The 22026-nt window shown below is 71.5% G+C and carries 17 protein-coding genes; 9 read left to right on the plus strand and 8 right to left on the minus strand.

The genetic code is table 11. The annotated features are described in order from the left end of the window. Window positions 1-61 precede the first annotated feature (61 nt). Complete coding sequence (locus ACZ6ZI_RS03265) at window positions 62-547, minus strand: ribose-5-phosphate isomerase (protein WP_363054315.1); 486 nt, start codon at window positions 545-547, stop codon at window positions 62-64. Window positions 548-774: 227 nt separating this feature from the next. On the opposite strand from ACZ6ZI_RS03265, the gene ACZ6ZI_RS03270 reads away from it, so the two are divergent. Next, window positions 775-2217 (plus strand): amino acid permease, encoded by a 1443-nt coding sequence (locus tag ACZ6ZI_RS03270; protein ID WP_363054316.1) that lies wholly within the window; start codon window positions 775-777, stop codon window positions 2215-2217. Window positions 2218-2313: 96 nt separating this feature from the next. Here ACZ6ZI_RS03270 and ACZ6ZI_RS03275 read toward each other — a convergent pair whose 3' ends face one another. Beyond that, complete coding sequence (locus ACZ6ZI_RS03275; protein WP_469515094.1) at window positions 2314-2898, minus strand: biotin transporter BioY; 585 nt, start codon at window positions 2896-2898, stop codon at window positions 2314-2316. A 311-nt stretch (window positions 2899-3209) separates the two neighbouring features. On the opposite strand from ACZ6ZI_RS03275, the gene ACZ6ZI_RS03280 reads away from it, so the two are divergent. Continuing rightward, a complete protein-coding gene (locus ACZ6ZI_RS03280; RefSeq protein ID WP_469515097.1) occupies window positions 3210-4616 on the plus strand; it encodes an amino acid permease in 1407 nt (468 codons plus the stop codon). A 151-nt stretch (window positions 4617-4767) separates the two neighbouring features. Here the strand turns inward: ACZ6ZI_RS03280 and ACZ6ZI_RS03285 are convergent, their stop codons facing one another. Continuing rightward, the gene (locus tag ACZ6ZI_RS03285; protein ID WP_469515101.1) at window positions 4768-5550 is read right to left on the minus strand and encodes an SDR family NAD(P)-dependent oxidoreductase; all 783 of its coding nucleotides are present in this window, start codon (window positions 5548-5550) and stop codon (window positions 4768-4770) included. A 191-nt stretch (window positions 5551-5741) separates the two neighbouring features. Between ACZ6ZI_RS03285 and ACZ6ZI_RS03290 the strand changes: the two genes are divergently transcribed. After that, the gene (locus ACZ6ZI_RS03290; protein ID WP_469515105.1) at window positions 5742-7181 is read left to right on the plus strand and encodes an amino acid permease; all 1440 of its coding nucleotides are present in this window, start codon (window positions 5742-5744) and stop codon (window positions 7179-7181) included. A 218-nt stretch (window positions 7182-7399) separates the two neighbouring features. After that, the gene (locus ACZ6ZI_RS03295; protein WP_363054321.1) at window positions 7400-8056 is read left to right on the plus strand and encodes a superoxide dismutase; all 657 of its coding nucleotides are present in this window, start codon (window positions 7400-7402) and stop codon (window positions 8054-8056) included. 128 nt (window positions 8057-8184) lie between these two features. Here the strand turns inward: ACZ6ZI_RS03295 and ACZ6ZI_RS03300 are convergent, their stop codons facing one another. Further along, complete coding sequence (locus ACZ6ZI_RS03300; RefSeq protein WP_469515109.1) at window positions 8185-8832, minus strand: mycothiol-dependent nitroreductase Rv2466c family protein; 648 nt, start codon at window positions 8830-8832, stop codon at window positions 8185-8187. 124 nt (window positions 8833-8956) lie between these two features. On the opposite strand from ACZ6ZI_RS03300, the gene pepN reads away from it, so the two are divergent. Continuing rightward, a complete protein-coding gene (gene pepN, locus ACZ6ZI_RS03305) occupies window positions 8957-11503 on the plus strand; it encodes an aminopeptidase N (RefSeq protein WP_469515113.1) in 2547 nt (848 codons plus the stop codon). A 265-nt stretch (window positions 11504-11768) separates the two neighbouring features. Then, window positions 11769-12731, plus strand: a complete 963-nt coding sequence (locus tag ACZ6ZI_RS03310) for a hypothetical protein (protein ID WP_469515116.1) — start codon at window positions 11769-11771, stop codon at window positions 12729-12731. On the opposite strand, the gene ACZ6ZI_RS03315 is transcribed toward ACZ6ZI_RS03310, so the two are convergent. Further along, window positions 12707-13612: a pyridoxamine 5'-phosphate oxidase family protein gene (locus ACZ6ZI_RS03315; protein ID WP_469515119.1), complete on the minus strand. Its 906-nt coding sequence runs from the start codon at window positions 13610-13612 to the stop codon at window positions 12707-12709. The genes ACZ6ZI_RS03310 and ACZ6ZI_RS03315 overlap by 25 nt on opposite strands. Before the next feature lie 56 nt (window positions 13613-13668). Next, the gene (locus ACZ6ZI_RS03320) at window positions 13669-14127 is read right to left on the minus strand and encodes a VOC family protein (RefSeq protein WP_469515123.1); all 459 of its coding nucleotides are present in this window, start codon (window positions 14125-14127) and stop codon (window positions 13669-13671) included. Between the two features lie 138 nt (window positions 14128-14265). Between ACZ6ZI_RS03320 and ACZ6ZI_RS03325 the strand changes: the two genes are divergently transcribed. Together ACZ6ZI_RS03325 and ACZ6ZI_RS03330 are read left to right on the plus strand one after the other, a co-directional pair. Beyond that, the gene (locus ACZ6ZI_RS03325) at window positions 14266-14835 is read left to right on the plus strand and encodes a CGNR zinc finger domain-containing protein (RefSeq protein ID WP_469515125.1); all 570 of its coding nucleotides are present in this window, start codon (window positions 14266-14268) and stop codon (window positions 14833-14835) included. Window positions 14836-15109: 274 nt separating this feature from the next. Next, entirely contained in the window at window positions 15110-18439 is a 3330-nt protein-coding gene (locus ACZ6ZI_RS03330) for a S8 family serine peptidase (RefSeq protein ID WP_469515127.1), read from the plus strand. A gap of 144 nt (window positions 18440-18583) precedes the next feature. Here ACZ6ZI_RS03330 and ACZ6ZI_RS03335 read toward each other — a convergent pair whose 3' ends face one another. Continuing rightward, complete coding sequence (locus tag ACZ6ZI_RS03335) at window positions 18584-20080, minus strand: M28 family metallopeptidase (protein ID WP_469515131.1); 1497 nt, start codon at window positions 20078-20080, stop codon at window positions 18584-18586. A 261-nt stretch (window positions 20081-20341) separates the two neighbouring features. On the opposite strand from ACZ6ZI_RS03335, the gene ACZ6ZI_RS03340 reads away from it, so the two are divergent. Beyond that, window positions 20342-21370 (plus strand): aspartate-semialdehyde dehydrogenase, encoded by a 1029-nt coding sequence (locus ACZ6ZI_RS03340; protein WP_469515134.1) that lies wholly within the window; start codon window positions 20342-20344, stop codon window positions 21368-21370. Window positions 21371-21440: 70 nt separating this feature from the next. On the opposite strand, the gene ACZ6ZI_RS03345 is transcribed toward ACZ6ZI_RS03340, so the two are convergent. Then, a complete protein-coding gene (locus ACZ6ZI_RS03345) occupies window positions 21441-21938 on the minus strand; it encodes a DUF1203 domain-containing protein (RefSeq protein WP_469515139.1) in 498 nt (165 codons plus the stop codon). Window positions 21939-22026: the final 88 nt, after the last annotated feature.

Below are 22026 nucleotides of genomic sequence, written 5' to 3' on the forward strand. Positions count from 1 at the left end.
GCACGACCGTGCCGCCGGACTCGGGTCCGGCGGCACGGGTGGTGGTCCTGCGGGCCGGGTGTCAGCCCTGCGGGTGGTGGGCCGGGATCGGGGGGAGCTCGCCGGTCGTCTCGTAGGCGGAGAGCATCTCGATGCGGCGCGTGTGGCGCTCCTCGTCGGAGTACGGGGTCGCCAGGAAGGCCTCGATGAAGGCGGTGGCCTCGTCCTGGGTGTGCATCCGGCCGCCGACCGAGATGACGTTGGCGTTGTTGTGCTCGCGGCCGAGCTTCGCGGTCTCCACGCTCCAGGCGAGGATGGCGCGGACGCCCTTGACCTTGTTCGCGGCGATCTGCTCCCCGTTGCCGGAGCCGCCGATCACGATGCCGAGGCTGTCGGCGTCCGCGGCGGTCTTCTCCGCGGCGCGCAGGCAGAACGGCGGGTAGTCGTCCACCGCGTCGTAGATGTGGGGCCCGCAGTCGACGGGCTCGTGGCCGTTGTTCTTGAGCCAGTCCACGAGGTGGTTCTTCAGCTCAAAGCCTGCATGGTCGGATCCGAGGTACACGCGCATGTTCCGAGTGTGTCACGAGCGGGCCGGACGGCTCGCGGCGGGTGTCGCGTAAATCACTTCTAAACCTCAAGTAAACCCAAAGAACGCAGACAGGGCGGGCCGGGACCTTGGTCCCGGACTTCGTGCCCGAGGCAACCATCGGAGGAGGGTCTTCCGTAAAGCGGGCGAATCAGGTTTGAATGCCGGGGCTCGCAACCCGAGCCCTCCCAGAACCTAAGGAATCGTCCATGAGCACCACGACGACCCTTCAGAAGGCAGGCGACCCCACCGGTGAACCCGGTTCCGCCCAGCCCTCCGACGGTCTGAAGGCCGGTCTCAAGAACCGCCACCTGTCCATGATCGCCATCGGCGGTGTCATCGGAGCCGGCCTCTTCGTCGGCTCCGGCGGCGGTATAGCCAAGACCGGCCCCGCCATCCTGATCTCGTACGCCCTCGTCGGCGCGATGGTCGTCTTCGTGATGCGGATGCTGGGCGAGATGGCCGCCGCCAGCCCGAACTCCGGCTCCTTCTCCGCCTACGCGGACCGGGCGCTCGGCCGCTGGGCCGGCTTCTCCATCGGCTGGCTGTACTGGTTCTTCTGGGTCGTCGTCCTGGCCGTGGAGGCCACCGCCGGCGCCGTCATCCTGGAGGGCTGGATCCCGGCCGTCCCGCAGTGGGCCTGGGCCCTGATCGTGATGGTGGTCCTGACGATCACCAACCTCGGCTCCGTCGCCTCCTACGGCGAGTTCGAGTTCTGGTTCGCGGGCATCAAGGTCGTCGCCATCGGCGCGTTCGTGGTCGTCGGCATGCTGGCCGTCTTCGGCCTCCTGCCGGGCTCGGACAACCCGGGCGCGGGCTTCGCGCACCTGACCGACACCGGCGGCTTCATGCCGAACGGCGTCGGCTCCGTCCTCACCGGCGTGCTGATGGTCGTCTTCTCCTTCATGGGCAGCGAAATCGTCACGCTGGCCGCCGGCGAGTCCGAGGACCCGCGCCGCGCGGTCACCAAGGCCACGAACTCGGTGATCTGGCGCATCGGCGTCTTCTACCTCGGTTCGATCTTCGTCGTCCTGACGCTGCTGCCGTGGAACGACCCGTCGATCACCGAGAAGGGCTCCTACGTGGCCGCCCTCGACTCGATCGGCATCGCCAACGCCGGCCAGATCATGAACGTGATCGTCCTGACGGCCGTGCTGTCCTGCCTGAACTCGGGCCTCTACACCGCCTCGCGCATGGCGTTCTCGCTCGGCGAGCGCGGTGACGCCCCGAAGGCCTTCGCGAAGGTCAACAAGAAGGGCGTGCCGACGGCCGCGATCCTGGGCTCGGTCGTCTTCGGCTTCGCCGCCGTGTACTTCAACTACGCCTTCAAGGACACGGTCTTCAACTTCCTGCTGAACTCCTCGGGCGCCATCGCGCTCTTCGTGTGGCTGGTCATCTGCCTGACCCAGCTGCGCATGCGCGGGATCCTGATGCGCGAGGCCCCGGAGAAGGTCACCGTCAAGATGTGGCTCTTCCCCTACCTCACCTGGGCCACGGCCCTGATGATCACCGGTGTGCTCGTCTACATGCTCTTCGACGACGCCAACCGCGAGGTGGTCCTGCTGTCGGTGCTCGTGGCGGCCGTCACGGTGGCCATCGGCACCGTGCGAGACCTGCGACGCCGCAAGGCCTCGGCCGAGGTCTCCGCGTAGCACTCCCGCGGGGCCCTGTGCGAGGGGCCCCGCGGGAACGCGAAAGCCCCGGACCACTCCGTCGTGGTCCGGGGCTTTCGTTCGATCGGGGAGGCCTCAGCCCCGACGCCCGGCCAGCTTCCAGGCGGCCGGCAGGGCGCCCATGGCCAGCGCGGCCTTGAGCGCGTCACCGATCAGGAACGGGGTCAGGCCCGCCGCGACTGCGGCGCCCAGGGACATCCCGGTGGCGGCCATCAGGTAGGGCACGCCCACCGCGTAGATCACGGCCGAACCGAGCACCATCGTGCCCGCCGTGCGCAGCGCCGAGCGGTCGGCGCCGCGCCGCGCGAGCGCGCCGACGACGGTGGCGGCCAGCAACATGCCGAGCACGTAGCCGAAGGACGCGCCGAAGGCACCGGAGGTCCCGCCCGCGAACCAGGGCATGCCCGCCGCGCCGGCGGCGGCGTACAGGGCGAGCGCGAGGAAGCCGAGGCGGGCGCCGAAGGCGGTGCCGACCAGCAGGGCGGCGAAGGTCTGGCCGGTGACCGGGACGGGCGAGCCGGGGACCGGTACGGATATCTGCGCGGCGAGGCCGGTCAGCGCGGCGCCGCCGACGACGAGCGCGATGTCGCGGACCCTGGTCGCGGGCAGCAGGTCGGCGAGGACGGCGCCGGGCCGGAAGGAGACGGAAGCAGTGCTCATCGGGGGCTCCGCGGGGTGGTGATCGACAGGACACCGCGAGGCTAGTGCGCGCCGCGGTCCGGCGCCGCCGGCGACGGGGACAAAGCCCGACTGCCCGGTTTGGTGGAGACCGCACAAAGAGCTGACCTCACACCCGAGTTGGCGTGATCCGCGTCACGGCCTATCTTCTACGACACGTCCTTTTTGCTCCTACAGCCGTCCTCCAGCCAGACTGTAGGTTCCCGCCAACCGTTGCCCATCCCCCGCCGACCCCTGGTGCGGCCCCACAGCCCCACGGCGCCGCTTGGCCGATCGAGAGTACGAGCATCCTCATGCGCGACCGCCTGCCCGAACCACCCGACGTCGACACCGACCTGCCCCCGGAACCCCTGAGCCACAGCCTCAAGCAGCGCCACCTGACCATGCTGGGGCTCGGCGGCGTCATCGGCGCCGGTCTCTTCGTCGGCTCCGGCGCCGGCATCGGCATCGCCGGGCCGGCGATCATCTGCTCGTACCTGCTCGCGGGCGCGCTCGCGATGCTGGTGATGCGGGCGCTCGGCGAGATGTCGGCCGCGATGCCCGCCTCGGGCTCGTTCTCCGTCTACGCCGAGAAGGCGCTCGGCCGCTGGGCCGGCTTCTCGGCGGGCTGGCTGTACTGGTTCCTGCTGGTCGTGGTGCTCGCCGTGGAGGCCACCGGCGCCGCGAAGATCGCGAACGGCTGGCTGCCCTCGGTCGACCAGTGGGTCTGGGTGCTGATCTTCATGGTGGTCTTCACCGTCAGCAACCTCGCGGCCGTGAAGAACTTCGGCGAGTTCGAGTTCTGGTTCGCCGCCCTCAAGGTCGGCGCGATCGTGCTGTTCCTGATCCTGGGCACCCTGGCGATCTTCGGCCTGCTCCCCGACACGGACCCGGTCGGCTTGGCCCACCTGACCGGTGACGGCGGCTTCTTCCCGGCCGGCTTCGGCGGGGTCGTCGCCGGCATGCTCGCCGTCATCTTCGCCTTCGGCGGCCTGGAGGTCGTCACCATCGCGGCGGCCGAGTCCGACGACCCGGCCCGTTCGGTGGCCCGCGCCGTGCGCAGCGCGGTGTGGCGCATCCTCTTCTTCTACGTCGGCTCGATGCTGGTCATCGTGACCCTGCTGCCGTGGGACTCCCTGGAGCCGGGCCAGAGCCCGTACGTGGCCGTCCTCGACTCCATCGGCATCCCCGCGGCCGGTCAGATCATGAACATCGTGGTGTTCGTGGCGCTGCTGTCGGCGCTGAACGCGAACCTCTACGGCTCCTCGCGCATGATCTTCTCGCTCGCCGAGCGGGGCGAGGCGCCGAGGGCCCTGCTGAAGGTCTCCGGCGGCGGGGTGCCGCGCCGGGCGGTGTTCGCCTCGGTGGCCTTCGGGTTCGTGTCGGTGGTCTTGAACCTGCTGTGGCCGGACACGGTCTTCCTCTACATGCTGAACGCGGTCGGCGCGGTGCTGCTGTTCGTGTGGGCGCTGATCGCCGTCTCGCAGCTGCGCCTGCGGCCGAAGCTGGAGCGGGACATGCCGGAGCGCCTGACGCTGCGGATGTGGCTGTTCCCCTACCTGACGTGGACGGCGCTGCTGGGGATGGCGGCGGTGCTGGTGCTGATGCTGTTCGACGACTCGGCGCGACCGCAGCTGCTGTGGTCCACCGGCGCGGCGGCGGCCGTGCTGCTGGTGGCGTGGGTGCGGGAGATCCGCGCCCGCAAGGCCGAGGCCGCCTGACCCCGGATCCCCGTACGCCTCACCCCCGTACGCCCACCCCCGAACCCCTCACCCCGGACCCCCGCGCCGCCCGACGGCGCGGGGGTCCGGCGCGTCCGGGCGCGGGTGCGGGTGCGGGGCGGCGCACGCCGCGGCCGAGTGTGCGCGGCCGTCAGGTGCGCAGGTGGGAGGCGCCGTTGACGTCGAGGATCGCGCCCGAGCTCCACACCGCGCCGGGTGAGGCCAGGTAGAGCACGGCCGAGGCGATCTCCTCGGGCTCCGCGACCCGGCCGAAGGGGCTCTGGGCCCGGATGTCCGCCCCCTCGGCCCCCTCCAGCCGGCCGGCGACCCGTTCGGTGGCGACGAAGCCGGGGGCCACGGAGGCGACGGCGATCCCGTGCGGGGCCAGGGCCAGGGCGAGGGACTGGCCCAGTGCGTGGAGCGCGGCCTTGGTGGCCCCGTAGGCGGGGTGGTCGGGTTCGCCCCGGAAGGCCCCGCGCGAGCCGACGTTGACGATGCGGCCCGGACGGCCCCCGTCGATCATGTGGCGGGCCACGCGGTGGCTGAGGTTCGCGGCGCCGAACAGGTTCACGTCGACGGTGCGCCGCCAGGCCTCCTGCCACCGCGCGTACGAGGTCGTGGCGGGCGGGTGCGCGACCATCACGGCCGCGTTGTTGACGAGCACGTCCACCCCGCCGAGCAGTTCCTCGGCCTCGTCGGCCAGGGCCTCCACCCGCGCGGGGTCGGCCAGGTCGGCCGCGAGCAGCACGTGCCACTCCCCCTCCAGCGCGGCGAGGGTGGCCTCGGCGTCCGGGCCCGGCGCGGAGCAGTGCACCGCGACCCGGTCCCCCTGGCGCGCGAACGCCGCCGCGACCGCCCGGCCGATGCCCCGGGAGGCGCCGGTGACGAGCACGCCCCGGCCGGTGGAGCCCATGTCCCTGACGGTGTCGCCCATCGCCGTACCCCTCTCGCGCAAGGCCCGGCGCCTTCCACCGGGCCCCCGCGAGCGTACGGACGCGCTCACCATCCGTGAACCCGGAGTCCGGATAGCGGACAGAAAACGTCCGGTAATCGGACAGTCGGCAGACTGGGGCGCCTCACCACGAGAACGCGCACGACCCCCGCACACCGGACAGGTCCCCTCCCATGAGCCAGAACGGCACCCTCGCTCCCCCCGAACGGCCGCAGGCCCCGCACCCCGCGGGCACCTCCCCCCTCGGCAACGGCCTCAAGCAGCGCCACCTCTCGATGATCGCCCTCGGCGGGGTCATCGGCGCGGGCCTCTTCGTCGGCTCGGGCGCCGGCATCGCGGCCGCCGGTCCCTCGATCGTGCTGGCGTACGCCGCCTCGGGGCTGCTGGTGATGTTCGTGATGCGGATGCTGGGCGAGATGTCCGCGGCCAACCCGGCCTCCGGCTCCTTCTCCGTCCACGCCGACCGGGCCATCGGCCCCTGGGCCGGCTTCACGGCGGGCTGGATGTTCTGGACCCTGCTGTGCGTGGGCGTGGCGATCGAGGCGATCGGCGCGGCGCACATCATGACGGGCTGGTTCCCCGGCACCCCGTCGTGGATGTGGGTGCTGGTCTTCATGGCCTTCTTCTGCGGCAGCAACCTGGCGGCCGTCTCCAACTTCGGCGAGTTCGAGTTCTGGTTCGCCGCCCTCAAGATCGGCGCCATCGCCCTCTTCCTGGGCCTGGGCACCCTGGCGATCCTGGGCCTGCTGCCCGGCACCGCCTCCCCCGGCTCCGCGAACCTGCTGCACGACGGCGGCTTCCTGCCGAACGGGATCGACGGCCTGCTGGTCGGTCTGCTCGCGTCCGTCGTCGCGTACGGCGGCCTGGAGACGGTGACCATCGCCGCCGCCGAGTCCGCCGACCCGGTCAAGGGCGTGGCCAAGGCCGTGAAGACCACCATGTGGCGCATCGCGATCGTCTACGTCGGCTCGATGCTGGTCATCGTCACCCTGCTGCCGTGGAACGACCCGGCCGTCACCGGACAGGGCCCCTACGCGGCCACCCTGGACCACCTGGGCATCCCGGCCGCCGGCCAGATCATGAACGTGGTCATCCTGATCGCCCTGCTGTCCGCGATGAACGCCAACATCTACGGCTCCTCCCGCATGGCCTACTCGCTGGTCTCCCGGGGCCAGGGCCCCAAGGCGCTGGCCAAGGTCAGCGGCCGCGTGCCGCGCCGGGCCGTGCTCGCCTCCTCCGGCTTCGGCTTCGTCACCGTGCTCCTCTCCTACTGGTACCCGGACACCCTCTTCGCCTGGCTGCTGAACATGGTCGGCGGCGTCATCCTCATCGTCTGGGGCTTCATCGCCGTCTCCCAGTTCGTGCTGCGCCGCCGGCTGGAGCGCGAGGCCCCCGAGAGGCTCGTCGTGAAGATGTGGGGCTTCCCCTACCTGACGTGGGTCGCGCTGGCCGGAGTCGTCGGCGTGCTGGTCCTGATGGCGCTCGACGGGGACACCCGGGTGCAGGTGCTCTTCACCGGCGGCCTGACCGTGGCCCTCGCCGCCACCGGGTACGTGATGCAGCGTCGGGCGCAGGCCCGCGAGGAGCACGGTCGGCCGTCGCCGGCCGGATAGAGGCTTCCGTCCGGTGCGCCCCACACCCCGTCAGTACCGCACCGAACGGCAGGTCGGAGGCCGGGCCCATGCGATCGCATGGGCCCGGCCTCCGCCGTTCCGTGGGGAGCGACAAGAGAGGTGACCCTTACTCGTGGGCCGGAATAGATACTGCTAGCGTGCAGTTGCGCATTAATTGCAATTAGCGATTGGCACGCTGAGGGGACCGGAATACACGCATGGCCATCTACACGCTTCCTGAGCTTCCGTACGACTACGCGGCGCTGGAGCCGGTGATCAACCCGCAGATCATCGAGCTGCACCACGACAAGCACCACGCGGCCTACGTCACCGGCGCCAACAACACGCTGGAGCAGCTGGCGGAGGCCCGCGACAAGGAGAACTGGGGCGCTCTCAACGGCCTTGAGAAGAACCTCGCGTTCCACCTCTCCGGCCACATCCTGCACAGCATCTACTGGCACAACATGGCCAGCCCGAAGACCGGCGAGGGCGGCGGCGAGCCGACCGCGGCCGACGGTCTGGGCGACCTGGCTGACGCGATCACCGAGTCCTTCGGCTCCTTCGCGAAGTTCAAGAAGCAGCTGACCTTCGCGTCCTCCGCCACGCAGGGCTCCGGCTGGGGCGTGCTCGCCTACGAGCCGGTCAGCGGCCGTCTGGTCGTCGAGCAGGTCTACGACCACCAGGGCAACATCGGCGTGGCCAGCACCCCGATCCTGGTCTTCGACGCCTGGGAGCACGCCTTCTACCTTCAGTACAAGAACCAGAAGGTGGACTTCATCGAGGCCATGTGGAACGTCGTCAACTGGCAGGACGTGGCGAAGCGTTACACCGACGCCAAGGCGAACACCCCGCTGCTGATCCCCGTCAAGGGCTGATCTCCGGCTCGTCCACAGGCCCGTCCGCCTCGTGATCGTCTTCTCAACCTTCACCGGCGGACGTGTACAGCGAAGGCCCCCCGCGAGGACGTGACTCGCGGGGGGCCTTCGTACGCGTCGGGTACCGACTACTCGAAGCTGGGGCCCTTGTCGCGGGTCCGCTTGATCTCGAAGAAGCCGGGGGTGGAGGCGACCAGGAGGGTGCCGTCCCACAGGCGGGCGGCGTCCTCGCCGCGCGGGGTGGGCGTGACGACCGGGCCGAAGAAGGCCACGTCCTTGCCGTCCGAGCCGGGCACGGAGATCACCGGGGTGCCGACCTCCTGGCCGACGCGCTCGATGCCGTCGTTGTGCGAGGCGCGCAGCTCCGCGTCGAAGGTGTCGGTCGTGCCGAACTTCGCCAGCTCCGCGGGGAGGCCGACCTCTTCCAGGGCCTCCACGATGACCTCGTGGGTGTTGCCGCGGCCCTGGTTGTGGATGCGGGTGCCGAGCGCGGTGTAGAGCTTGCCGGTGATCTCCTTGCCGTACTTCTGCTCGGCGGCGGTCACCACGCGTACGGGGATCCAGGCCTCGGGGCCCAGCAGCTTGCGGTAGGACTCCGGCAGCTCGTCGAGCTTGTTCTCGTTGAGCACGCCCAGGCTCATCACGTGCCAGCGCACCTCGATGTCGCGGAGCTTCTCGACCTCGAGCACCCAACGCGACGTCATCCAGGCCCAGGGGCAGAGCGGGTCGAACCAGAAGTCGACCGGGGTCTTCTCGCTCACCTGAGTGTCGGCCATGTCTCTCCTCGTGTCATAAGGCGTTGCTCGTCACCATCCCCATCGCCAACCAGACCGGGCCCGCCCGCATTCCCCCGTGGGAGGATTCGAACCGAAGAACGCGATCACGCACGAAGGAGTGCACGTGCCCGGTGAGAACCTTTCCCGCGAGGAGGCCCGCGAGCGGGCCGAGCTGCTGTCCGTCGACGGGTACGAGGTGGTGCTCGACCTGACGTCGGCGGTGGACGAGGCCGAACCGTCCGAGGGTCCCCGCACCTTCCGGTCGGTGACCACCGTCCGGTTCCGGTCCGCCGCCCCGGGCGCCTCCTCCTTCGCGGACCTCATCGCCCCCTCCGTGAACTCCGTCACCCTCAACGGCCGCGCCCTGGACCCGGCCGAGGTCTTCGACGGCGCGCGCATCGCCCTGGCCGACCTCGCGTCCGAGAACACGCTGGTGGTGGACGCGAACTGCGCCTACAGCCGCACCGGCGAGGGCATGCACCGCTTCGTCGACCCGGAGGACGGCGAGGTCTACCTCTACACCCAGTACGAGCCGGCGGACGCCCGCCGCGTGTACGCCAACTTCGAGCAGCCGGACCTGAAGGCCCCGTACCGCTTCGAGGTGACCGCGCCCGAGGGCTGGCAGGTGTGGAGCAACGGCGTCGAGGAGTCCCGCGAGGGGCTCACCCGCCGCTTCGCCGAGACCGCGCCGATCTCCACGTACATCACCTGCGTGGTCGCGGGGCCGTACCACTACGTGACGGACACCTACACGCGCGGGGACCTGACGATCCCGCTCGGCGCGATGTGCCGCAAGGGGCTCGCGAAGCACTTCGACGCCGACGAGGTGTTCCTCGTCACCAAGCAGGGCTTCGACCTCTTCCACGAGATCTTCGACTACCCCTACCCCTTCGGGAAGTACGACCAGGCCTTCGTGCCGGAGTACAACCTGGGCGCGATGGAGAACCCGGGGATGGTGACCTTCCGCGAGGAGTACATCTTCCGGGGCAAGGTGACGCAGGCCTCCTACGAGCGCCGGTGCAACACGATCCTGCACGAGATGGCCCACATGTGGTTCGGCGACCTGGTCACCATGAAGTGGTGGGACGACCTGTGGCTGAAGGAGTCCTTCGCGGACTTCATGGGCTCCTTCGGGCTGGCCGAGGCCACCCGCTTCGACCAGGCCTGGGTGACCTTCGCCAACAACCGCAAGGCCTGGGCCTACCGGGCCGACCAGCTGCCCTCCACCCACCCGATCACGGCCGACATCCGTGACCTGGAGGACGCCAAGCTGAACTTCGACGGGATCACCTACGCCAAGGGCGCGGCGGTCCTCAAGCAGCTCGTCGCCTACGTGGGCCGGGAGGCCTTCCTGGAGGGCGCCCGCCGCTACTTCAAGGCGCACGCCTACGGGAACACCACCCTCCAGGACCTGCTGTCGGTGCTCGCCGAGGTCTCCGGGCGGGACATGGCGCAGTGGTCGCGGGCCTGGCTCCAGACGGCCGGGGTGAACACGCTGACCCCGGTGGCGACCTACGACGCCGCCGGCCGCCTCACCGAGCTGGCGGTCCTCCAGGAGGGCGACGAACTGCGCCCGCACCGGGTGGCGGTCGGCCTCTACCGGCTGGAGGCCGACGGGACGCTGGTGCGCTACGCGCGGGCCGAGACGGACGTGGCCGGGGCCCGGACGGTGGTGGCGGAACTGGCCGGACTGGACCGTCCCGACCTGATCCTGGTCAACGACGACGACCTCACGTACTGCAAGATCCGCTTCGACGAGGGCTCCCTGGACACGCTCCGGGCCCACCTGGGCGACCTGACCGACCCGCTGGCGCGGGCGCTGTGCTGGTCGGCGCTGTGGAACCTGACGCGGGACGCGCTGATGCCGGCGCGGGACTTCCTGTCGCTGGTACTGGCGCACGCGGGCCGGGAGAGCGACGTCGGCGTGCTCCAGATGCTGCACGCGCAGGCGCTGACGGCGGTCACGCACTACGCGGCGCCCGAGCGGCGCGAGCGCGGCGGGCGGGAGCTCGCGGCGGGCGCGCTGCACGAACTGCGGCTGGCCGAGCCCGGCTCGGAGCACCAGCTGACCTGGGCGCGCTTCTTCGCGGCGAGCGCCTCCTCCGAGGGGGACTTCCAGCTGCTGCTGGGGCTGCTGGACGGTTCGGCGCGCATCGACGGGCTCGACGTCGACCAGGAGCTGCGGTGGGACTTCCTGCTGCCGCTGACGGCGCACGGCGCCGTGGACGAGGCCGCGATCGAGGCCGAACTGGCGCGCGACGACACGGCTTCGGGCAGGCGGCACCAGGTGCGGTGCCTGGCGGCCCGGCCCTCGGCGGCGGTCAAGGACCAGGCCTGGGCGGCGGTCGTCGAGTCGGACGCGCTGTCGAACGCGCTGGTCGAGGCGACCATCGACGGGATGCAGCAGCCCTCGCGCCGGGACCTGCTGACCGGGTTCACCGACCGCTACTTCGAGGTGATCGAGGGCATCTGGGCACGGCGCTCGATCCAGATCGGCATGCACGTGGTGAAGGGGCTCTACCCCTCGCTCCAGGACTCCGCGGCCACGCTGGAGGCGACGGACGCCTGGCTCGCGGCGCACGCGGACGCGGCGCCGGCGCTGCGGCGACTGGTCCTGGAGTCCCGCGACGACCTGGCCCGCGCGCTGCGCGCCCAGTCCCGCGACGCCTGACGACGCGCACCGGCCCCCGCCCCCACCCCGCACCGGGGCGGGGCGGGGCGGGGGCGGGGGCCGTCCCGTGCCGCGCCCGAGGTGGTGGGCCCGGGGGGCAGCTCCGAGGGGGTGGGGCCCGGAGGTGCGACCGGAGAGGGTGGGGCCGAACGGGGGCACGTCATCGGCAGTCGAACGCCCGTACTTTAGCCCCGTCTTGTCCGCATTTGTCGACGAACGTGTAACAGGCGTTAGCAAGGCCATGGCCTGAGGGAATCACCGCGTCATGAACCAGAACGCACCCCTCCCCCTCGCCCACCTCACCGCCAGCCGCCCCCGCGTCCTGACGGTCGCCCAGCTCCGCGAGCACGGCGTCAGCGCCTCCGACGCGGCGGGCCGGCCCTGGCAGCAGGTGCTGCCCGGGGTGTTCCTGCTCCACTCCGGCCCCGCGACCAGCGAGGAGCGGCTCCACGCCGCCCTGCTGTACGCCGGCCGGCGCGGCAGCGGCGAGGTGATGATCACCGGGCTGGCCGCCCTCGCGCTCTACCGGTTCTCCTCCGCCCCCGCGCTGCTCGCCCTCTCGCACATCGACGTGCTCGTCCCGAACACCCGTCGGCTGCGCTCCACCGGCGACGTCCGCGTCGTCCGCGCGCACACCCCGCCCCGCCCGGTGGAGGTCACCGGACTGCCGGTGGCCCCCGTGGCGCGGGCCGTCGCCGACGCCGTGGCGCAGCTCTCCGACGCGGGCACGGTGCGCCGCGTGCTCAGCGAGGCCGTCCGGGCCGGGCACTGCGAGCCGACGGCCGTCGTCCGGGAGCTGACCGTGGCCCGGCTGCTGAACCGACCGCACGTGGTCGACGCCGTCGAGTCCCTCCTCGCCGAGGGCCGGGCCATCGCCGAGGACCGGCTGTACCAACTGGTGCGCGGCTACGAACTCCCCGAGCCCGTCTGGAACGTGGACCTGCGCCTGCCCGGCGGCCCGCACCTCGGCGGCGTGGACGCGTACTGGCCCGAGCAGGCCGTGGCCGTCGAGATCGACACCCGCGCGCCCCGCCAGGGCGAGGACGAGGACTGGGCGGAGGCGGTCCGCAAGCGCGAGACGCTGGAGCGCCTCGGGGTGACCGTCCTGTACCTGACCCCCCGCAAGCTGCGCGACTGGCCGGAGCAGCAGGCGGCCGTCGTACGCACCGCCCTGACCGCCTCCGACGACCGCGAACCCGCCGCCTACCTGGTCGTGCTGCCCCGGTGAGCCGGCGGCGGCGGATTGGCCGGGGAGTACTCCGGCCCGCTCCAGCGCAGCCGCCCCGGGTGCAGGGCCTCGACGACCGCGTCCACGGTGAAGCGCACGAGCCGCTGCCCGTCCGCGCCGAACTCGGTCCGGGCCCGCCCGCTCAGCTGGAGCACGCCCCCGCCCTCCCAGTCGGGGAACAGGAGGCCCGCCCGCTCGTCGGCGGCCAGGTTCCCCAGGGTCAGGAACATCGCGTTGCCCGGGTAGTCCGGCCAGGTCAGCTCCGTCGGCGAGAGCACCTCGACGAAGCCGGGCATGCCGCCCCGATGGCTCGCGTCGAACCCGTCGGCCCCGTCGGTGGTGGCGACGAAGAAGGTGTCGGCGGCGCGCACCGCCCGCTCCTGGTCCGGGACGAGCGCCGGCCCGCGCCGCAGCACTCCGGGCCCTTCGAGCACCCGCTCCACCGGCTGTCGCCGCTGGAGGTACTTCGGGCAGTTGGCGAAGACCCGCCGCGCCCGTACCGCGAAACCGCCCGGGGCGACGTCGAGCATCCCGTTCAGCCGCATCCGGCGGCGGGTGCGCGGGTCGAGGGCGATGGTGCCCACCGGGGCACCGGCCAGGGCGAGCGCCTCCGCGAGGGGGTCCCCGACCGGCGGACCGCCGAGGACCGCGATCCGGTCCCGCGCGGTCGCCCGGACGAACCCGGGCGCGCCGGCGATGAGCGAGGCCCACAGTCGGCCCTCCCCGTCGGCCGCGCCGACGACCAGGTGCGGCTGTTCGGTCAGGAACCGCGCCGCGACGTCCTTGATGTCCGCGCCGATCGCCCGGCCGACGTGCTCGGCCGCCTCCCGGACGCCGACCCTCTCCTGTACGTCCAGCGAACCCCGGTGGTAGCGCTCCACGGCCCTCTCCCCTCTTCGACGACGAACGGGCGGCCCCGTCGGCAGCCCGACAGGCCCTAGAAGAACCCGCAGGTGGGGGCGGACCCCGTGGGGGCAAAGGCGCCCTCGACCCCGGTGGACACGGAGATCTCCAGGCGGGTCCCGTCCGGGTCGTGGAAGAAGATCCCGCCCGAGGCGGACCCCTCCCGGTGGGCCACGACCCCCTCGTGGGCGAAGGCGACGCCCAGGCCGCGCAGCCGCTCCTCGTACGCCCGCACCTCCTCGACCGCGTCCGCGGAGAAGGCGAGGTGGTGCAGACCGGCCGCGGTGGACGCGTACGGGCCGGCGGCCTGCTGCCAGAGCGTGAGGACCAGCTCGCCGTCCCGGCCGAGGAAGGCGAAGCGCCGGTCCTCCTCCTTGCCCTCGCCGAGCAGGTCGAAGCCCAGGGCCTGCCGGTAGAAGGCGAGCGAGCGGTCCAGGTCGGTGACGTTCAGGCCCACGTGTCCGGTACGGAGCGAGCCGACGGCGGTCGTCATGACGGGTTCCCTTCCCCAGGCGGAGGAGATCCCGGAGGCCCCGGGATCCCTAACCTTTCAAATCGAGATTAAGGGTTATGGGCGGAGGCGTCAACCGGTCACGTACCCTTGAGGGGTTAGCCGAGCGAGGAGACGGACATGACGGCGCACACCACCCCCGACCCCCGCCCCCTGACGGGCGAGCCGCTCTCGCTCGACCTGCTGAACACGCGCTGGATGCACGACGGCACGGTGGCGGACCTCTTCGCCGGGGCCTTCGGGCTGACCCGCGTGGAGGGCCTGGCGGTGTGGCTGAACGGCGTCGGCCTGGCCGACCGCTTCCGCGCCGACGCCGCGACCCTCGTCCACCTGTTGACCGCGCGCGAGTCGCTCGCCCGCGCGGTGGCCGACCCGGCGGACGCGGGCGCGCGCGCCCTGGTCGACGCGGTCCTGGAGCACGGGCGCATCCGTGCCACCCTCACCGCCGAAGGTCCGGGCGAGCGGGCCGAGTTCGCCGATCCCGCCTGGGGGCCCGCCTGGCTCGCGGCCCGCGACTACCTGGAACTGCTGGGCGGTTCGCCCGACCGGATCCGCAAGTGCGCCTCCGAGAGCTGCGTCCTGCACTTCCACGACACCTCGCGCAACGGCACCCGGCGCTGGTGCTCGATGGCCGCGTGCGGCAACCGCGCGAAGGCGTCCCGGCATTACGCGCGCACGCGCGTGCGCTGAATGATCGGAATGTGTCACACCTATGGCGGGACGCGACCCCGACCCGACCGCCCACTGAGGCCGAGAAGTCGATAAATCGACTCGAATAGCCCTTCGCTTCGCCCGATCCTGCCCGGGTATCTCCCCGCCGGCGCGTTCACCGCGCCGGCGGGTTTCCGCCATGTCAGGTCTCGGTCAATAACAACACTCCCCAAACAGCTGTCACTTGCGCAAAGCTGACCGGTCATCCGGCACCGAATTCCGGACCGTATCTTTCACTTAGCCAGGGATGCTGATGACCCTCGACTCCACCGGCTCCACCACCGGGGCGATACCCGGCGCCAGGCGCGTGGCCCGCGTCGCGGCGGCCGCGGGCCTCGTGGCCGCGCTGTGCGCCACCGGCGCGATGCCCGCCTTCGCGGCGGACGGCCCCACCACCCCCGCCACCCCGCCGGTCAAGTCGGCCGACCAGAAGCTCGGTTCGGCCGACGTCGAACTGCTCCAGGAGGCCAAGGCCAAGGGTGACGCGACCGTCACCGTCATGGTCGCGACCGCCCCCGGACAGACCAAGCAGGTCGCCGACCAGCTCGGTACCGTCCAGGGCGCCTCGGTGGGCCGGACGTACGACCAGCTCGGCTACGTCCGCGCCACCCTGCCGACCGACAGGGCGGAAGCCGCGCTGAAGTCGGCCGTCAAGCTCGACTCCGTGCACGGTGTCGACCTGCGCCACGAGATCCAGCTGCCGGACCCCCGTCCGGAGTCGGACCGCGAGACCGGAACGGTCAAGAAGACCGCCTCCGAGACGTACGCGGCGCCGGACAAGAACACTCCGGCGAAGAACCCGTACAACCCGTCCTTCGAGACCGGTTCGGTGGACTTCGTCAAGAAGAACCCCACGGCCGACGGCCGGGGCGTGACCATCGGCATCATGGACTCGGGCGTCGACGTCGGCCACCCGGCGCTCCAGAAGACCACCACCGGCGAGCGCAAGATCGTCGACTGGGTCACCGCGACCGACCCGATCACGGACAACGACGCGACCTGGCGCCCCCAGGTCACCCCCGTCACCTCCGCGGGCGGCGCGTTCAGCGCCGGCGGCGCCAACTGGAAGGCCCCCGAGGGCACCTTCCAGTGGAGCCGCTTCACCGAGTCGATCACCGCCACCGGTGACATGAAGGGCGACGTCAACCGCGACGGTGACACCACCGACCGGTTCGGCATGCTCTACGACCCGGTCGCCGGGACCGTCCGCGTCGACACCGACCAGGACAACGACTTCACGAACAACGAGCCGATGAAGCCGTACAAGGACGGCTACCAGATCGGCTGGTTCGGCACGGACAACCCGGCGACCGAGGTCGCCGAGCGCATCCCGTTCGTGATCGAGATCCGCAAGGACGTCCCGATGGACCCGCTGGGCGGGGACTGGGTCGGCAAGAAGGTCGACTTCGTCAACATCGGCATCATCGAGTCCGAGCACGGCACGCACGTCGCGGGCATCACCGCCGCCAACGGCCTCTTCGGCGGCCGGATGAACGGCCAGGCCCCGGGCGCCAAGCTCGTCTCCTCCCGCGCCTGCTCCTGGTCCGGCGGCTGCACCAACATCGCGCTGACCGAGGGCATGATCGACCTCGTCGTCAACCGCGGCGTCGACATCGTCAACATGTCGATCGGTGGCCTGCCGGCGCTCAACGACGGCAACAACGCCCGCTCGGAGCTCTACAAGAACCTCATCGACACCTACGGTGTCCAGCTCGTCATCTCGGCGGGCAACGAGGGTCCCGGCGTCAACACCATCGGCGACCCCGGCCTGGCCGACAAGGTCGTCTCCGTGGGCGCGGCGGTCTCCAAGGAGACCTGGGCCGCCAACTACGGCTCCGGCGTGAGCAAGAAGTACAACATGTTCCCGTTCTCCTCGCGCGGTCCGCGTGAGGACGGCGGCTTCACGCCGACCATCACCGCCCCCGGCGCGGCCATCAACACCATCCAGACCTGGCTGCCCGGCGCCCCCGTGAAGGAGGCCGGCTACAACCTGCCGGCCGGTTACGGCATGCTCCAGGGCACCTCGATGTCCTCGCCGCAGGCCGCAGGCGCGAGCGCCCTGCTCATCTCCGCCGCCAAGCAGGCGAACATCGCCCTGAAGCCGGCGAACCTGCGCGTCGCGCTCACCAGCTCGGCGAAGAAGATCGACGACGTCCCGGCGCACGCCCAGGGCTCCGGTCTGCTCAACGTCCCCGCCGCCTGGGAGGCCATCCAGCGTGGCGCCAAGGCCGAGGAGTTCACCGTCAAGGCGCCGGTCGACACCGCGATCGACCAGTTCCTGAAGACCCCGGGCTTCGGCACCGGCATCTACGACCGCGAGGGCGGCCTGAAGGTCGGCCAGAAGAAGGTCTACGACGTCGTCGTCACCCGCACCACCGGCGTCAAGTACGGCACCCGCCACAACCTGAGCTGGCGCACCAACGACGGCTTCAAGGTCATCGGCGGCTACGACTACGTCACGCTGCCGCTGAACAAGCCCGTCACCATCAAGGTCGAGGCCAACGTCAAGTCGGCCGGCGTCCACAGCGGCATCCTCCAGCTCGACGACCCGACCACCGAGGGCATCGACAAGCAGGTCCTCGCCACGGTCGTCGCCTCCACCCCGCTGGCGAAGCCGTCCTTCAAGCTGTCGGACACCTCCTCCGTCCAGCGCAACAGCCACAAGTCGTACTTCGTCACCGTCCCCCAGGGCACCAAGACCCTCGAGGTCGCCCTCGGCGGTCTGAAGCCGGGCAGCCAGACGCGCTTCATCTCGATCCACCCGTACGGTGTGGGCGTCGAGGACAGCGCGACCACGCAGTGCTACCCGAACTACGACAACCCGGCGAACACCTGCCGCCCCGACCTGCGCTCGTACAACGAGCCGGTCCCGGGCGTCTGGGAGATCGAGGTCGAGTCGCGCCGTACGTCGCCGCTGCTCGACAACCCGTTCAAGCTGGACATCTCGGTGCTCGGCGCGAGCTTCGACCCGGCCGTGAAGGTCCTGCCCGAGGTCAAGCAGGGCACCCCGGCGCCGGTCCAGTGGACCGTCAAGAACGAGGCCGCGGCCATCTCCGGCGGCAAGCTCGCCGGTGGCCCGCTCGGCAGCGCGAAGGTCGCCAAGCCGACCATCGCCAACGGTGAGACCCACACCTCCGAGGTCACGATCGGCGAGGGCGTCTCGCGCCTCGACGTCGCGATCGGCAAGGTCTCCGACACGGGCGCCGACCTCGACCTCGAGGTCTACAAGGACGGCGTCAAGGTCGGCTCGGCCGCCGACGGCGACTCCGAGGAGGCCGTGAGCCTGGTCAAGCCGGCCGCCGGCACCTACACCGTCAAGGTGATCGGTTACGCGGTCCCGGCCGGCACCACCACGTACGACTACCGCGACGTGTTCTTCTCGGCCGGTCTGGGCTCCGTCCAGGTCGACGAGGCCGCCACGGTGAACCTCGCCACCGGCGCCTCGGCGCAGGTCTCGGCGAAGGTCCTGGTCAACAGCGCGGCCCCCGAGGGCCGTCAGTTCTTCGGCCAGGTCCAGCTGCTCAACGGCCGCGGCACCGCCGCCGGCACCGGCAGCGTGCAGATCGACAAGGTCCTCCCGTAAGGGCATGACCGCGTGAGCGCATGACGGAGGGGCGGGCGCCCGCATCGGGCGCCCGCCCCTTCGTCGTTTTCCCCCGCCCCCCGGGCCGGATTCCCCCGCCGCCGCCGACGCGTCACCGCGTCACGGCGTCACGGCGTCACCGCGTCACTTCCCGAGCGAGCTCAGGTCCTGGGCGTAGGTGCCCACCGCGTGGGCGATCACGTCGAGGTTGGTGTCGAAGGCCCCCAGGTCGATGTTCCTCAGGTCGTCGCCCGCCCCGTGGTAGTTCGGGTCGTACGGCGCCCCGGCCTTGCCGCCGTAACGCTTCGCCTGCTCCGGGGTCTTGATGCCCTCGGCGCCCGTGAAGGTGCCGCCGGCCGGGATGCCGTTCGCGATGAACGGGCCGTAGTCGGAGCGGCCGTCGAAGTCGCTGCCCTCGTGCGGCTTGCCCTTGCGGTCGAGGAAGCCGTTGATCAGCGCCTCGATCTGCGCCGAGCCGGCCGGGCCGGCGCCCGCTCCGGTGCGGTCCGAGTCGTCGCCGTCGTAGACGAACTGCGCCGGGTTCGGCGAGGCGATCATGTCGAAGTTCAGGTAGAGCGCGATGTCCTTCTTCTGCTTCTCGGACAACTGCGCCACGTAGTGCTCGGAGCCCAGCAGGCCCAGCTCCTCGGCCGACCACCAGGCGAAGCGCACCTTGTTGGCGGGCTGCTTGCCCTTGCCCTTCTTGTTCGCCCCCTCGTCGGCGAGCCTGAGGGCCACCTCCAGCAGACCGGCCGAGCCCGAGCCGTTGTCGTTGATGCCCGGTCCCTCGGCGACGGAGTCCAGGTGGGCCCCCACGGTCACCACCCGGTCGGCGCGACCGCCGCGGGTCTCGGCGATCACGTTGCGGGTGGTCTTCCTCACGTGCTCCTGGTCCAGGTCCAGGCGCACCCGGACCTCGCCCTTCGCGGCGGCGGCGGTCAGCGCCTCGCCGTCGGCCAGGGTGATGCCGGCGCTCGGGATGATCCCCTCGGCCGGGGTGGAGAACCCGCCGCGGACCGGGGTGGTGCCGCTGTGGTTGTAGACGATCACGCCGACGGCGCCGGCCGCCGCCGCGGCGTTCTGCTTCTCCACGAAGGTGCAGGAGCCCCGCTTGACCAGGGCGATCTTCCCGGCGAACGCGCCCGCCGGGTAGTCGTCGGCGGTGCAGCCGGGGGTGTCGTCCACGCGGGCGAGGGCGAGCGGGGCGGTCAGTCCACCGGTGGGGGTGGACTTGGTGTAGGTGAAGGCGGCCGTGGCGAGCTCGCGCGGTTCGGCGCCGAGGAGGGTGGTCCGCTCCGTCCTGGTGTGCGCCTCGTGGATGTCGAAGTCCTGGTAGGAGACCTGGTAGCCGGCCTTCTTCAGGGTGTCGTGGACGTAGGCGGCGGAGGCGGCGTGGCCGGGGGTGCCCGCGGCGCGGTTGCCGCCGTTGGCGTCGGCGATCTTCTGGAACCGCTCCAGGTGGCGGTAGGCGCCGCGCGCGGTGACCTCCTCGACCAGCTCCTTGGCGAGCCGGCCCTCGCGCGGGGCGCGCTCGTGGGCCGACGCCGGAGCGGCGGCGATCAGGACGGGCGCGGCGACGGCGACGGCCGCGAGGGCGGCGAGGGCCGGTATGGACCGGCGGTGGTGGCGGATGTCCCGCACGGTGGTTCTCCCCGTGGTCGGCGTTTCGACTTCTGGTACGTCGCATCCGGATAGCGGACGCGACAGAAGGGACGCTAACCGGCCCTGAACAGGCAAAACGCCTCATCGGAGGTCGTGCAACACTGCCGTCACGGACTCGTCACGCGGGTTCACACGAGGGACACCGTCCGTACCTCGGACAATGGATTGGACAAGGCTCGTGGGGTCGAACGCATGATGGCCTCACGCGCGCCCGCGTCGTACGTACCAAAAGGAGTCACCGTGAGGGTCGGAATCGTCGGAGCCACCGGACAGGTCGGCGGAGTCATGCGCGGCATTCTGGCCGAGCGGAAGTTCCCGGTGGACGAGCTGCGGCTGTTCGCCTCGGCCCGTTCGGCGGGCTCCACCGTGGAGTGGGAGGGCCGCGAGATCACCATCGAGGACGCCTCCGCGGCCGACTACTCCGGCCTGGACATCGTGCTGTTCTCGGCCGGCGGCGCCACCTCCCGGGCCCTCGCCGAGAAGGTCGCCTCCCAGGGCGCCGTCGTGATCGACAACTCCTCCGCCTGGCGCGGCGACCCCGAGGTCCCGCTCGTGGTCTCCGAGGTCAACCCGCACGCGATCAAGAACCGCCCCAAGGGCATCATCGCGAACCCGAACTGCACCACCATGGCCGCGATGCCCGTGCTGCGCCCGCTGCACGAGGAGGCCGGCCTGACCGCCCTGGTCGCCACCACCTACCAGGCCGTGTCCGGCTCCGGCCTGGCCGGCGTCGCCGAGCTCAAGGGCCAGGCCTGCGCGCTCTCCGAGGCCGCCGACCAGCTGACCTTCGACGGCGAGGCCCTCGACTTCCCCGAGCCGCAGGTCTACAAGCGGCCCATCGCGTACAACGTGGTCCCCCTCGCGGGCAACCTGGTCGACGACGGCTCCTTCGAGACCGACGAGGAGCAGAAGCTCCGCAACGAGTCCCGCAAGATCCTGGAGATCCCGGAGCTCAAGGTCTCCGGCACCTGCGTGCGCGTGCCCGTCTTCTCCGGCCACTCCCTCCAGGTCAACGCCCGTTTCGCCCGCCCGGTCTCCGTCGAGCGCGCCTACGAGCTGCTGAAGGACGCGCCCGGCGTCGAGCTGTCCGAGATCCCCACGCCCCTCCAGGCCGCCGGCAAGGACGCCTCGTACGTGGGCCGCATCCGCGTGGACGAGACCGTCGACAACGGCCTCGCACTGTTCCTGTCGAACGACAACCTGCGCAAGGGTGCGGCGCTGAACGCCGTGCAGATCGCGGAGCTCGTCGCCGAGGAGCTGCGCGGCTGATCCCGCCCCGGCCCGCGTGAGGGGGGCGGCGCCGCGCCGGCGCCGCCCCCTTCCGCGTCCCCGTCCGGGATCAGAGCCTTCGGACCTCGAAGAGGAAGCAGCCGAACTCGACCGCGCGCACGTGGACCAGGGCGGTCCGCGGGTCGGCGAAGGCCTCGGTCAGGGCGTCCTCGATCTCGGCGGCCGGTTCCTCGCCGAGGGAGAGGAACCGGCCGCCGAGGATCCGGCCCCGGGCGTCGTAGCGGCGGGCGGCGCGCAACGCGCCGGGGTGGGCGAAGGGCGGGCCGTCCGCCGCGGCCGGGCCGCCGCAGTCCTCGGCGTGGATGAACACCGGGCCCTGTTCGTCGTAGGCGCCCGGATCGACGCCGGCGCCGCGCGCCCAGCGGCGCAGGGGGGCGTAGGAGACGAGCGCGATGTGCTCTCCGGCCCGGCTCCGCCGCAGGCAGCAGCGCAGCGGAGCGTCTCCCTCCGGGTCGGTGTACGGCAGGCAGGGGCGGTCGGCGTCGTCGCGCGAGCGCAGTGCGGCGAGCGCCTCGGGGGCGATGGGGAGTGCGGCGTACGGGTTCATGCGTCCCAGGGTGGGCACGCGAACGGGGCGGAGCCGGCGGAAAACGGACGCGGCGTTCGCCCGTGGATTACTCCTGCCCGGTGACGTG

Source organism: Streptomyces sp. NPDC103540 (genome assembly GCF_055584445.1).